Origin of the sequence: Janthinobacterium sp. FT14W (genome assembly GCF_009208755.1) — a bacterium.
GTDB lineage: Bacteria > Pseudomonadota > Gammaproteobacteria > Burkholderiales > Burkholderiaceae_D > Janthinobacterium > Janthinobacterium violaceinigrum.
The window spans coordinates 1-12,760 of record NZ_WFLL01000081.1; the positions used below are offsets into that span (position 1 = coordinate 1).

Genomic DNA, 12,760 nt, shown 5'->3' on the forward strand with positions numbered 1-12,760 from the left:
CCGCCGCCGCCACCGCCGCCCACACGGCAGCCGTCGCCGCCGATGCCCTGGCCGTCAGCACGGCGGCAACGGCAGCCAGCGCCCTGGCCGCCGCCACCGCAGCGCAGAACGACGATAACGCCGCAGCCGCCGCGGCAGCCCAGGCCGCCGCTTCTCTGGCCATCACGCAGCAGGCACAGGCCGACGATGCGGCAGCGGCAGCGGCCACCGTCAACGCGAACAATGCGGCGGCAGCCGCGCTGGCCGCCCATGCCGCCGATGCGGCAGCGCCGCTGGCACAGGCGCAGGCCGCCGCTTCCCTGCTGGCCTTCCAGGCCGCGCAAGCCGACGATGCCGCCGCCGCCAACGCGGCGGCAGCAGCGGCCCAGGCGCATGCCAATGCCAACGCAGCCTACGCGGACGATGCGGCAGCGGCCCAGGCCCACGCCGACGCGCAGGCAGCCGATGCGGCCCTGGTCCAGGCCAACGCCATCGCCGCGCAGACCGATGCCAACGCCCTGGGCGTGATATCGGCTGCGGATGCCGCCCACGCCGCCGCCGTGCAGGCGATCGCCGACCAGACAGACGCCGTGGCGCTCACCCAGGCCGCCGATGCGGCAGCGGCAGCGGCGGCAGCAGCCGCACACACGGCCGACCTGACGGACGCCAATGCCCTGCACCTGGCAGCCGATGCGGCAGCGGCAGCGGCCCTGCAGGCGCAGGCGCAGGCGGACCTGACGGATGCAGGCTCGCTGACGGTGGCGGCCAATGCCGCCGCCGCAGCGGCAGCGGCAGCTCAGGCCCACGCCGACCTGACGGATGCGAGCCAGCTGTTCGTGCTGAGCCAGAACGCGCTGCACAGCCCGCTGACGGTGGCCGACTTCAGCACGGGCCTGCCTGCCGCCGGCGGCGACGTGATCGACATGTCCGCCATCGCCCACCTGACGGCATCGGTGGCCGTGGGCGTCAACCTGAGCACGGACTTTGGCAACGACAACCTGTTCATTTTCGATGGCACGTCCGTGTCGATCGGCGCGGCGGCCGGCGCCATCGCGGCCGACAACAGCGTCCTGTCGGGACAGGGCTACATCGTCATCGCCGATGCGCAAAACAACGGCGCCGTGACGGTGTATCACTCGAGTGACCTGAGCAACGCCAACGCCATCGACACGGCGCTGGTGCTGCTGAGCGGCGTGAACATCACGCAGCTGACGGCGGCGAACTTCCATGTCTGAGGCCATGCCCATGGAAACGTAGCCACAACGGCCGCAGGGGCGCGCACGCAGTCGCGCCGCGCTCCTGCGGTCCTGGTGATCCTCGTTGCAACCCTGCAGGCCGCAAGGCCGGAAAAACACGGGATGAGATTACGCAGTTTGCCAGCAGTATCCTGCCGCCGGCGCCCCTGGCCCGGCATCCTGCCCTGCATCGCGGCTGTACTGGCAGCCGTCGCCATGGCCAGCGTCACCCCTTTCGCCGGCGCCCAGGGTGCCACGGCCTGGAGCTTCGACCAGGTCTTGCAGCAGGCGCTGCAAAGCCACCCGACCATCGCCGGCAAGCGCTCGGCACAGGCGGCCGCGCGGGCCGACCTCGATGGCGCGCAGTGGCAGCGCTTTCCCAGCCTGTCGGCCGAAGTACCCACGGGTTCGCAGGAAACGGGCGGCGTGGTGCGCATCGAGCAGCCCCTGTGGAGCGGCGGGCGCATCGACGCCGGCATCGATGCGGCCGGCAGCCGGGTCGACGCGGCCGGCGCGGCCATCGAGGAAGAACGCCTGACCCTGTCCTTGCGCGTGATCGCCGCCTACACGGAAGCGCTGCGCCAGGCGGCGCGCGTGCGCTCGGCAGAGGAAGGCCTGGCAGAACACCAGCGCCTGCTGGACATGATCAAGCGCCGCGTGGTGCAGTCGGTCAGCTCGCAAACGGACCAGCGCCTGGCCGAATCGCGCACCTACCAGGCGGCCAACGACGTGTCGAATGCGCGCCAGGCGCTGGAGAACGCGCTGGCGCAGCTGTCGCAGCTGGCGGGCAAGCCCGTGCGCCTGGTGACGGGCACGGGCATCGGCGTGGGCGAACCGCTGCCCGACGCCAGCCTGGAAAGGGTCATGCGCCAGGCCGTCGACTACTCGCCCACCCTGCACCGCCTCGAATTCGAGGCGCAGGCGGCCGATTCCGACATCACCCTGCAGCGTTCGGCCTACATGCCGAAGGTGGTGCTGCGCATGGAAAAACCCACGGGCGGCATCAATGCCGACAACCGCACGCGCGCCATGCTGGTGCTGCAGGCGCAGCCGGGCGCCGGCCTGTCGGCCAAGGCCGGCGTGGATGCGGCCGTGGCCAAGCGCGAAGGCGCGCGCGCCGCGCGCGATGCGGCCGAACGCGACGTGCGCGAGCGCTTCACGCTGGACTGGAACGAGGCGGAAGCGAGCCGCCAGCGCCTGGGCAACGCGGGCGAGGCCAGCACCACGTCGACGCAGGTGTTCGAATCGTATGCGCGCCAGTATGTGATCGGCCGCAAGAGCTGGAACGATGTACTCAACGCCGTGCGCGAAGCGACCCAGGCGCAGTTCGCGCTGGAAGACACGCGCGCGCAGGCGATTGCCGCCAGCCTGCGCCTGGCCGCGCAGACGGGCACCCTGTCCGGGCGCACGGCGCCGGCAGGCCTGGCGCGCCCGGATTGACACCGACATGTTACCAACAGGAGACAGCGTGGATACCTCCATCAAACATGGCTTGCTGACACTGATCGAGCGGGCTTCCCGCCTGACGGGCCAGCACGTGCCCGCCGCGCGCCTGGCCGACCTGCAGCGCCAGCTCGACGACGTCGACGACAACGGCGGCCCCGCCCTGGTCCTGAGCGCCATCTGGCAGGCGGCCGGGCTGGAAGGCGCGGCGCGCCTGCTGCACGAACCGATGCCGGGCGAGCTGCCGTTCGCCGTCTACAGCGCCAGCACCGGCTGGGGCTTGCTGCAGTCGCGCGGCGCCGACGGCGCCTGGCGCGGCGAAGGCGTCGACGGCCGCACCCTGCACCTGGCGTCGCTGACCGGCCTGGCCTGCGTGGGCCTGCCGCGCCGTGCCGAAAAAAGCAGCGCCCGCCCCGGCGCTCTGGGCCTGGTGCGCAACGCCCTGTGGCTGAAGAAAAGCGTGTTCGTCGACGCCGTGCTGGCCACCGCGCTGGTGACCCTGCTGACCATGGCCACCTCGCTGTTTTCCATGCAGGTGTACGATCGCGTGATCCCGAACCAGAGCTTCAGCACCCTGTGGGTGCTGGTGGTGGGCGTGGCCCTGTCGATCGGCCTGGAATTCATCCTCAAGCAGGTGCGCAGCCGCATCGTCGACCATTCGTGCAACGACGTCGACCACGAGCTGTCCGAGTGGTTTTTCCAGCGCATGCTGGGCATCCGCATGGAAGCGCGCCCCCCTTCCGTCGGCACCCTGGCGGCGCAGGTGAAGGGCTTCGAGATGGTGCGCGGCGTGCTGACATCGACCTCGCTGTTCGTGCTGACGGACGTGCCCTTCGCGCTGATCTTCCTGGCCATGATCACCATCATCGGCGGCTGGCTGGTGGTGGTGCCGCTGGTGGCCCTGCCGCTGGCCCTCGTGTGCGGCCTGATGTTCCAGCGCGCCATCCAGGGCCATACGCGCAAGAACCTCAACGCCAGCAACCGCAAGGCGGGCCTGCTGGTGGAAGCCGTCGACGGCGTCGAAACGCTCAAGGGCAGCAGCGCCGAATGGATGATGCAGGCGCGCTGGGCGGAGCTGGTGGCCGAGACCAGCCACGCGGAGCAGAATATCCGCGACTATGCGGCCCTGTCGCAAAACATCACGGCCGCCTTCCAGCAGCTGACCAACGTGGCGCTCATTTCCATGGGCGCCTGGTTCGTGGCCGAGAACCAGATGACCATGGGCGCCCTGATGGCCTGCACCATCATCAGCAACCGCGCCCTGATGCCCATCGTGCAGCTGCCGGCCGTGATGGTGCAGTGGGCGCACGCGCGCGCCTCGATCGACGGCCTGGAACAGGTCATCAGCCTGCCCAACGAGGCGGACAATGCGCAGTTCGCGCTGACGCCGCGCAGCCTCGACACGGGCCTGCGCTTCGAACGCATCCGCTTCACGTATGGCGGCGCGCAAAAGGTGGCGCTGGAAGTGGAGACGCTCGCCATCCGGCCCGGCGAACGCGTCGGCCTGGTGGGCGCCATCGGCTCGGGCAAGAGCACCCTGCTGAAACTGGCCTCGGGCCTGTACCAGCCAGCCGAGGGCAAGGCATACCTTGGCGACGTCGACATGGCCCTGCTGGCGCCGGCCGTGGTGCGCGAAATGATCGGCTACCTGCCGCAGGAAACGCGGCTGTTCAGCGGCAGCCTGCGCGACAACCTGCTGCTGGGCCTGGCCGACCCGGGCGAGGAAGCGATCCTGGCGGCCGCCAAACGCACGGGCCTGATCGAGCTGATACTGGGCCAGCCGCGGGGACTGGCGCTGGCCATTACCGAGGGCGGACGCGGCGTGTCGGGCGGCCAGCGGCAATTGATCGCCGTCACGCGTTTGCTGCTGGCCAAGCCGCGCATCTGGCTGCTCGATGAACCGACGGGCGCCATGGATGCCAAGACGGAAGCGCGCATCGTGGGGCTGCTGGGCGAACTGGCGGCCGAAGGCGTGACCATGGTCGCCACCACGCACAAGAACGCCCTGCTGCCCCTGCTCGACCGCCTGGTGGTGCTGCAGGCGGGCCGGGTGCTGCTCGACGGCCCGCGCGACTTTGTCCTGGCCAAGCTGTCGGGCAAGCCGCAAGCGGTTCCCGCTTCCCCGCCTGCGCCTGCGCCGGTGGTCCAGCCGGCGGCAGCGCAAGGAGCCGTCGCATGAAACTGGCCAAAGTCGAAACGCGGGAAGAAGCAAAACGGGGCCGCGTGCTGATCTGGAGCTGCACGGCCGCGCTGGCGGGCGTCATCGCCTGGGCCTCGTGGGCGGAGCTGGACCAGGTCACGCGCGCCAACGGCCAGGTGATCGCCAGTTCGCGCAACCAGATCATCCAGGTGGCCGACGGCGGCGTGCTGGCCGAGCTGCGCGTGCATGAAGGCAGCATCGTGAAAAAAGGCGAACTGCTGGCGCGCTTCGACCGCACGCGGGCCGAGACGAGCTACCTGGAAAGCACGGCCAAGGCGGCCGGACTGAAGGCGGCCGTGGCGCGCCTGCAGGCGGAAGTGTTTGGCGGCGCGCCCAAGTTCCCCCCTGAACTGCAGGCGTTCCCCGAATTCCGCGCCAACCAGCTGGCCCTGTTCAACAAGCGCCAGGGCGCCGTGCAAGCCGAGGTGAGTTCGCTGGAAAGCGCCATGAAGCTGATCAAGGAAGAGCTGGAAATGAACTTGCCGCTACTGGAAACGGGCGACGTGAGCCGCGCCGAGGTACTGAAGCTGCGGCGGCAGGTGGTCGACATCCAGGCGCAGATCACCAACCGGCGCAACAAATACCTGCAGGATAGCCAGACGGACCTGGTGAAAGCCCAGGAAGACCTGGCCGGCGTGCTGCAGACGGTGACCCAGCGCAAGGAGCAGCTGGGCTCGACGGACATCTACGCGCCCACGGACGGCATCGTGCGCAACGTGCGCCTCACCACCCTGGGCGGCGTGGCCAAGCCGGGCGAGGAAATCCTGCAGATCGTGCCCACGGACGACGACCTGATCATCGAGGCGAAAGTGAAACCGGCCGACATCGCCTTCATCAAGCCCGGCCTGCCCACGGCCGTGAAACTGGACGCCTACGACTACGGCATCTACGGCCGCCTGCGCGGCACCGTCAGCTACATCAGCGCGGACACTTTGAGCGAAGACAACAAGGGCAACGAACAGCCGTACTACCGCGTGCAGATCAAGACCAGCGGGCGCAACCTGGTCGGCAAGAACGGCGAACCGATCCTGATCCAGCCCGGCATGACGGCCACCGTGGAAATCAACACGGGGCGCAAAACCGTCTTGCGCTACCTGACGAAGCCGATCACGAAGACGTTCTCGGAGTCCCTAGGGGAGCGGTGACGCGGCGGGCTGCGTCAACCGGCCGGTTTCAGCCGGCCGGTTTCAATTGACCGATGACGCTGGCCACCTTGGCGGTGATCATGTCGACGGCGGGGCCGTTGGCGCCGTGCGGCAAAATGACATCGGCATTGCGCTTGGTCGGTTCGATGAATTGCTTGTGCATGGGGCGCACGGTTTCCAGGTACTGCTCGATGACGCTCTCCACCGAACGGCCCCGTTCGGTGATATCGCGCTGCATGCGGCGGATGAAGCGCACGTCGGAGGCCGTGTCGACAAAGATCTTCAGCGACATCATGTCGCGCAAGTCTTCGTCATACAGGGCAAACAGGCCTTCGATGACGATCACCGGCGCCGGCTTGACCAGAATGGTCCTGTCGGAGCGGTTGTGCAGCGTGAAATCGTATTCCGGCATCTCGATGGCTACGCCATTGCGCAAGGCCTGGATGTGCTGCACCAGCAATGGCCACTCGAACGCCTGAGGATGGTCGTAGTTCTGCTGGCGCCGGACTTCGGGGGAAAGGTGGGTCTGGTCGCAATAGTAGTCGTCCTGCATCACGACGGAGACCATGTCGGCGCCGAACGAGGCGAGCACCTGCTGGGATACGGTGGACTTGCCGCTGCCGCTTCCGCCAGCGACACCGATGACAAACGGTTGGAAGGAAATAGTATTCATGCCGAATGATACCGGAACTGCGGCCAAACGGACAGGGCGCGGCGGCAAATCCGGGCCTGTCACGCGCCATGCATCAGCCGCGCATACAGCTGGGCCACCCGCTCCGCCGTGATGCCGTCGCGCTGTTCCACGGCCAGCGGATGATCCGTCGGCTCCAGCTCGATGCTCGGGCGCAGGCCATCGTCGCGCAAATGCACGCGGGTCTTCAGGTTCAGAGTAGCCGGATACACGGGCAGCTGCGTGCTGAGCCAGCCGAAGAAGGGGCCGACGTGCGCGCGCTGCGCGTCGTTGAAGCAGGCGTCCCACGCATCGAAGCTCTCGCCGCTCAAGGACACCCACACGCCCCAGCTGAACGGCTCATCCGCGCCGTGCACGGGGATATCGAGGGTGGCGCGCACGAAGCAGTGCGCTTCGTCGACGATGCAGGCATCGCTGTCGAGCTGGCAGCGCGCTGCGCGCTCGGCGGGCGCCATCTGCTCGTACAGCCACGGCGCGTCGGCGCCGAAGCTGGGCATGCCCGTGTGGGTCTCGCCGCAGGCGCGGCACAGGAAGGAAAAAGTCACGCGGGCAGGCTACTTATTCGAATTGCTTGCGGAACGCCTCGAACTGCGCCGCCAGGCCGTCGAAATCGCTGCGCAATTGCAGCACTTCCTGTTCCAGCTGGGCCACGCGGCTGCCCTGCTGCGGCGCGCTGACGGCGCCCGCAAAACCGGCCGCCGTCTCGATCTGCGCCAGCGCTTCCTCGCCGCCCAGCAAGTGGCCGTAGCGCGGCTCCTTGGCGCCGGGAGCGACGGCCAGCCTGGCCACCAGCGGCGGGTATTTGTCGATCAAGAATTGCAGTCCCGCTTCCACCTCCGCCACGGACTTGAATTCATGCACGCGGCCGCTGCGGCTGCGGAGCTCGCCCGCCGTCTGCAAGCCGCGCAGCATCAAGATCGTCAGGATGGCCAGCTTGTCCTGTTCCAGCGACCACTTGATGCGCATGCGGTGTTCGTACTTGGCGACCCGCGCGCCCGCCTGCGTGATGCCGTTGACGAATTTGCGCTGCATCAGGCGCTGCAGCACGTCATACACGGTTTCCTCGGACAGGGCCATGACGGGATCGCGGCTCGACAACTGGTTGCAGCCGTTCGTCAGGGCATTCAACGACAGCGGGTAGCTGTCCGGCGTCAGCGCTTCCTTTTCGGCCAGCACGGCCAGCACGCGGATCTCGAAGGGGTCGAGCAGATTCGGATTGCCGCTGCCCTTTTCTGCTGCGTTTTCAGCGATGTTTACGTCTGTAGTCATGCCTGTATCCTTAATCAACCAGCTTGTTCATTTGCTCGGAATCAAATTTATCACACTCGGGCACGCCCTGGCAGCAGATGCCGGCCGCCTTCAGGGTGGCGAGGATGGTTTCGATGCGCTGTTCCTGCGCCACGGCATGCGTGATCAGGCCCTGCAGGGCTTTCGACAGGGGATCGTCGCCATTCGGCGTCACGCCATACGCGGCGAACAGATGGGCCGTGCTGCCTTCGCGCAGGGCGCTGACATCCTTTTGCACGATGTGCGCGGGGTTGCCCACGGCCGTGGCGCCCGATGGCACGGGTTTCAACAGCACGGCGTTCGAGCCCACCTTGGCGTACTCGCCCACCGTGAAGCTGCCCAGCACCTGGGCGCCGGCGCCGACGATGACGCCGCGCTCCAGCGTGGGATGGCGCTTGGCGCCGCTGTGCAGCGAGGTGCCGCCCAGGGTCACGCCCTGGTAGATGGTGCAGTCGTCGCCGACGATGGCCGTCTCGCCGATCACCACGCCGAAGCCATGGTCGATGAAGACGCGCCGGCCGATGACGGCGCCCGGATGGATTTCAATGCCCGTGACGATGCGCGCGATATACGAAATGAAGCGCCCCACCCACTTCATGTGCCGCGTCCAGCACCAGTGCGCCCAGCCATGCATGACGATGGCGTGCAAGCCCGGATAACAGGTCAGCACCTCCCAGCCGTTGCGGGCGGCGGGGTCACGTTCGATGATGCTGTTGATGTCTTCGCGCAAGTGGTGGAACATAAGACGGATTTCTGAATGGGTAAGAGACAAGACGCAAATGGTAGCGTATTCGGCGGCGTGCTGCCGGAGAGGCAGATAAACAAGCGCCGCCTCGAGGGCGGCGGCTGTTCAAAGTAGCGCTACAAAACGTTCAGGGCAAGGCGCATTGCCGAAGACAGTACGCAATTACGGCAAGGCAATGCAACGCCGCCCTGGACGTTTTTTAGCCTTCTTTCGCGATGCGCTGGCGGCGGGCTTCGTACAGACAGACACCGGAAGCGACCGACACGTTCAGGCTCTCGACGGAGCCGAACATCGGGATGCTGACGAGGATGTCGCAGGTGTCGCGCGTCAGGCGGCGCATGCCTTCGCCTTCGGAACCCATGACGAGGGCCGTCGGGCCCGTGAAATCGGCTTCGTACAGGCCTTTTTCGCCATCGTCCGACGTACCGATCAGCCAGATGCCGCGCTCTTTCAGTTCACGCATGGTGCGCGCCAGGTTCGTCACGGTGATGTACGGGACGGTTTCGGCGGCGCCGCTGGCAACCTTGGCGGCCGTGGCGTTGAGGCCCACGGCGCGGTCCTTGGGCACAATCACGGCATGCGCGCCGACGCCGTCGGCCACGCGCAGGCAGGCGCCCAGGTTGTGCGGGTCGGTGATGCCGTCGAGAATCAACAGCAGCGGCGGGCCGTCGATGGCATCCAGCAATTCATCGAGATTGCGCGCCAGCGACAGCTGCGAGGCAAACGCGATCACGCCCTGGTGGCGGCGCGTGCCGACGATCTTGTCCAGGCGCGACGAATCGACGGGCATGACGCGCACGTTGGCAGCCTTGGCGGCGGCGATCATGTCCTTCATGCGGCCGTCGACGCGGCTGGCGTCGACGAAAATTTCTTCCACGGACGACGCTTCGTGACGCAGACGCGAGGTGACGGCGTGGAAGCCGAAAATCATTTTATTCTTCATTTGTTATCGCTTCTTTTATCGCTTGCTTTTGCTTGTTTTTGATACAGTTTTTGCTGCTCGTGGTGCCGCAGCAGGTGCCGCGGCAGTTTTCTTGCTGCGCTTCGGCGCGGCGGCCTTGGGCGCTGCCGCCTTCGCGGCTGCCTTCGGGGCCGCCTTGGCTGCCGGCTTGGCGCCGTTGGAACTGCCGCCGGAACCATTACCAGCCTTGGCGCTGGTCTTGGCGCCGGTCTTGATTTCATGGCGCTGCTCGGTCGCGGGACCGGGCTTGAGCATCGTTTTCTTCTCGCCCTTGCGCTTGCCGCTGCCGTTCGGCTTGGCCGGCGCTTCTTCGCCCGCCAGTTCCGCATCGGTCACCAGGCGCAGGTCGATCTTGCGCGTTTCCAGGTCGACACGCGCCACTTGCACCGTCAACCGGTCCGTCAACTGGTAGCGCTTGCCCGTGCGTTCGCCGCGCAGTTCATGGCGCGCATCGTCGTACTGGAAGTAGTCCGTGCCCAGCTCGGTGACGTGCACCAGGCCTTCGACAAACAGGGTGTCGAGCTGCACGAACACGCCGAACGTGGTCACGCCCGTGATGGTGCCCGTGAATTCCTCGCCCAGCTTGTCCTGCATGAAGTAGCACTTCAGCCATGCTTCCACGTCGCGCGACGCTTCATCGGCGCGGCGCTCGTTGGCCGAGCAATGCACGCCCAGCGCGTCCCAGATGGTCAGGTCCGTCTTCTTCGGCTTGCCTTCGGCCTTGTCCTTCGCCTGCTGCTTGCGCGTGGCATTCGACACGTTCGTGTTCAGCACGGTCTTCTCGGACAGCTTGGGCTCGTACTTCTTGCCTTGCAAGATGGCCTTGATGGCGCGGTGCGTCAGCAGGTCGGGATAGCGGCGGATCGGGCTGGTGAAGTGGGCATACGCCTCGTAGGCCAGGCCGAAGTGGCCGATATTGTCCGGGCTGTAGACGGCTTGCTGCATCGAGCGCAGCAGCATCGTCTGCAGCAGGGCCGCGTCGGGACGCTGCTTGATCTGCTGCATCAGGGTCTGGTAATCGGATGCCGATGGCGTGTCGCCGCCCGTCAGGTTCAGGCCCACCTGCTTGAGGAAGGTGCGCACTTGCGTGAGCTTTTCCTTGGTCGGGCTGGCGTGGATGCGGTAGGTGCCCGGGTGCTTGTTACGCAGCAACAAGTCCGCTGCGCAGACGTTGGCCGCCAGCATGCACTCTTCGATGATCTTGTGCGCTTCGTTGCGCGTGCGGGGGACGATCTTTTCGATCTTGCCGAAGCTATTGCAGACGATATAGGTTTCCGTCGTCTCGAAATCGATGGCGCCCCGCTCCGTGCGTGCTTTCAGCAAGGCGCGGTAGACGGCTTCCAGGTTCTGCAGGTGCGGCAGGATGTCCGCGCGGCGTGCCGCTTCCGGTCCCTTGGTGTTGCCCAGCACGGCAGCGACTTCGTCATACGTGAGACGCGCGGCCGAATGGATGACGGCCGGGTAGAACTGGTAGGCCTTCAGTTCGCCCTTGTCGCTGACGACGGCGTCGCACACGAGGGTCAGGCGGTCGACGGCCGGGTTCAGCGAGCACAGGCCATTGGACAGCTTTTCCGGCAGCATGGGGATCACGCGGCGCGGGAAGTAGACGGACGTGCTGCGTTCGAGCGCATCGATGTCGAGCGCGTCGTTCGGTTTCACGTAATGGCTGACGTCGGCAATCGCCACGATCAGGCGGAAGCAGTTGGCGCGGCCGATCTTGACGGGCTCGCAATACACGGCATCGTCGAAATCGCGCGCGTCTTCGCCGTCGATGGTGACCAGCGGCACGTCGCGCAGGTCGACCCGGTCTTTCAGGTCGGCGGCACGCACTTCGAACGGCAGTTTTTCAGCTTGCTTGAGGGCGGCGGCGGAAAAGATGTGCGGCACGTTGAATTTACGCACGGCAATTTCGATTTCCATGCCGGGATCATCGAGGGCGCCCAGCACTTCAACGATCTTGCCGACCGGCTGCTTGAAGCGCATCGGTTGCTCGGTCAGCTCGACGCTGACGATCTGGCCAGCCTTCGCCTTGCCCACCGAACCGGTCACCAGGATGTCCTGGCCGATGCGCTGGTCTTCGGGCGCCACCACCCAGGTGCCGTTTTCCTGGATCAAACGGCCGATGACGTGGGTATTGGCGCGCTGCGTGACTTCCACGATCGTGCCTTCCGGGCGGCCGCGGCGGTCCGTGCCGACGATGCGGGCCATGACCTTGTCGCCATGCAGTACTTTCTGCATTTCTTTCTCAGGCAGGAACAGGTCGGCGCTGGCGTCGTCGGGAATGACGAAGCCGAAGCCGTCGCGGTGGCTGGCAACGCGACCGGCGACGAGCGCGCTCTGGTCGGCCAGGCTGAATACACCGCTGGCATCAGACTTCAGCTGGCCGTCGCGCTCCATCGCCTTCAGACGACGGACCAGGACATCCATGGAATCGGCATGCACTTGCAGCGTTTTCCCGAGAGACTGCGGATCGAGAGGCGCGTTGACGCTGCGGAATATGCCGAGAATGTCCTCCCGGCTGGGGATGGTGTGGGTATTTTGGCTCAAAAGTATTTCTATAGTTGTTATTGACAGTGATCAAACGGAATACAAAGACCGATGACATCACCGTCAATATTGACACGGTGATGTGCGGTAGTGTACCGGAGGACGCCTTGGTTTGCCTAACGGACAGCGTGTCGGAAACAGTACAAGACGCCCGCCAATGAAAAAAAGGAGAAAAGCTGCGCAATGCATTTGACTTCGGCAAATATTGCTCTATAATCTCGGTCTCTTGCAGCGACAAACCTTCACGGGAATGCAGTTGCGGGAAAGCGGTACAGGGTTGATGTGCAGTATGGAGCGAAAGCTCATCTGGCGCAAAACTCTTCAAGCCGCTATAATAGCAGAATTGTTGCAGTAAGTTATTTTGCAACAAGTACTCGAGCAGTAAAATGCAGCAAGTCACAGCAGCATCAGTGCCCACGTGGCGGAATTGGTAGACGCGCATGGTTCAGGTCCATGTGCCTTCGGGTGTAGGGGTTCGAGTCCCTTCGTGGGCACCATACCTAATTCGCTAAAAAGCCGCAAACTTT

Annotated in this window: 9 protein-coding genes, 1 tRNA gene and 1 pseudogene; 5 read left to right on the forward strand and 6 right to left on the reverse strand. The window is 65.8% G+C overall.

What is annotated here, in order from left to right:
• The 4 genes and pseudogenes from GCN74_RS29015 to GCN74_RS27480 form a co-directional block, all read left to right on the forward strand.
• Nucleotides 1-1,214, forward strand: a pseudogene (locus GCN74_RS29015) (hypothetical protein); the annotation flags it as partial.
• A 216-nt stretch (nt 1,215-1,430) separates the two neighbouring features.
• The gene (locus tag GCN74_RS27470; protein WP_193317297.1) at nt 1,431-2,654 is read left to right on the forward strand and encodes a TolC family protein; all 1,224 of its coding nucleotides are present in this window, start codon (nt 1,431-1,433) and stop codon (nt 2,652-2,654) included.
• Nucleotides 2,655-2,682: 28 nt separating this feature from the next.
• Nucleotides 2,683-4,836, forward strand: a complete 2,154-nt coding sequence (locus tag GCN74_RS27475) for an ATP-binding cassette domain-containing protein (RefSeq protein ID WP_226939261.1) — start codon at nt 2,683-2,685, stop codon at nt 4,834-4,836.
• The gene (locus GCN74_RS27480) at nt 4,833-6,002 is read left to right on the forward strand and encodes an HlyD family type I secretion periplasmic adaptor subunit (protein ID WP_152259601.1); all 1,170 of its coding nucleotides are present in this window, start codon (nt 4,833-4,835) and stop codon (nt 6,000-6,002) included. Before GCN74_RS27475 ends, GCN74_RS27480 begins: the two co-directional genes overlap by 4 nt.
• 28 nt (nt 6,003-6,030) lie before the next feature.
• On the opposite strand, the gene udk is transcribed toward GCN74_RS27480, so the two are convergent.
• From udk to rnr, 6 genes are all read right to left on the reverse strand, one after another.
• Entirely contained in the window at nt 6,031-6,675 is a 645-nt protein-coding gene (gene udk, locus GCN74_RS27485) for a uridine kinase (protein WP_152259602.1), read from the reverse strand.
• A gap of 59 nt (nt 6,676-6,734) precedes the next feature.
• Nucleotides 6,735-7,238 (reverse strand): DUF2199 domain-containing protein, encoded by a 504-nt coding sequence (locus GCN74_RS27490; RefSeq protein WP_152259603.1) that lies wholly within the window; start codon nt 7,236-7,238, stop codon nt 6,735-6,737.
• Between the two features lie 13 nt (nt 7,239-7,251).
• Nucleotides 7,252-7,962 carry a YceH family protein gene (locus tag GCN74_RS27495; protein ID WP_152259604.1) on the reverse strand — a complete coding sequence of 237 codons (711 nt, stop codon included), beginning with the start codon at nt 7,960-7,962 and terminating at the stop codon, nt 7,252-7,254.
• Nucleotides 7,963-7,972: 10 nt separating this feature from the next.
• Nucleotides 7,973-8,722, reverse strand: coding sequence for a serine O-acetyltransferase (cysE, locus tag GCN74_RS27500; protein WP_152259605.1), 750 nt, complete (start codon nt 8,720-8,722; stop codon nt 7,973-7,975).
• A gap of 202 nt (nt 8,723-8,924) precedes the next feature.
• Nucleotides 8,925-9,668 (reverse strand): 23S rRNA (guanosine(2251)-2'-O)-methyltransferase RlmB, encoded by a 744-nt coding sequence (rlmB, locus tag GCN74_RS27505; protein WP_034784003.1) that lies wholly within the window; start codon nt 9,666-9,668, stop codon nt 8,925-8,927.
• A 15-nt stretch (nt 9,669-9,683) separates the two neighbouring features.
• On the reverse strand, nt 9,684-12,233 hold the full coding sequence (rnr, locus tag GCN74_RS27510; RefSeq protein WP_152259606.1) for a ribonuclease R: 2,550 nt from the start codon (nt 12,231-12,233) through the stop codon (nt 9,684-9,686).
• A 412-nt stretch (nt 12,234-12,645) separates the two neighbouring features.
• Between rnr and GCN74_RS27515 the strand changes: the two genes are divergently transcribed.
• A tRNA-Leu gene (locus GCN74_RS27515) sits at nt 12,646-12,730 on the forward strand.
• Nucleotides 12,731-12,760: the final 30 nt, after the last annotated feature.

Bases quoted from the DNA above. Each gene is read 5' to 3' on its own strand.
- GCN74_RS27470 (WP_193317297.1), top strand. From the start codon at position 1,431: ATGGCCAGCGTCACCCCTTTCGCCGGCGCCCAGGGTGCCACGGCCTGG.
- GCN74_RS27480 (WP_152259601.1), top strand. From the start codon at position 4,833: ATGAAACTGGCCAAAGTCGAAACGCGGGAAGAAGCAAAACGGGGCCGC.
- udk (WP_152259602.1), bottom strand. From the start codon at position 6,675: ATGAATACTATTTCCTTCCAACCGTTTGTCATCGGTGTCGCTGGCGGA.
- GCN74_RS27495 (WP_152259604.1), bottom strand. From the start codon at position 7,962: ATGACTACAGACGTAAACATCGCTGAAAACGCAGCAGAAAAGGGCAGC.
- cysE (WP_152259605.1), bottom strand. From the start codon at position 8,722: ATGTTCCACCACTTGCGCGAAGACATCAACAGCATCATCGAACGTGAC.
- rlmB (WP_034784003.1), bottom strand. From the start codon at position 9,668: ATGAAGAATAAAATGATTTTCGGCTTCCACGCCGTCACCTCGCGTCTG.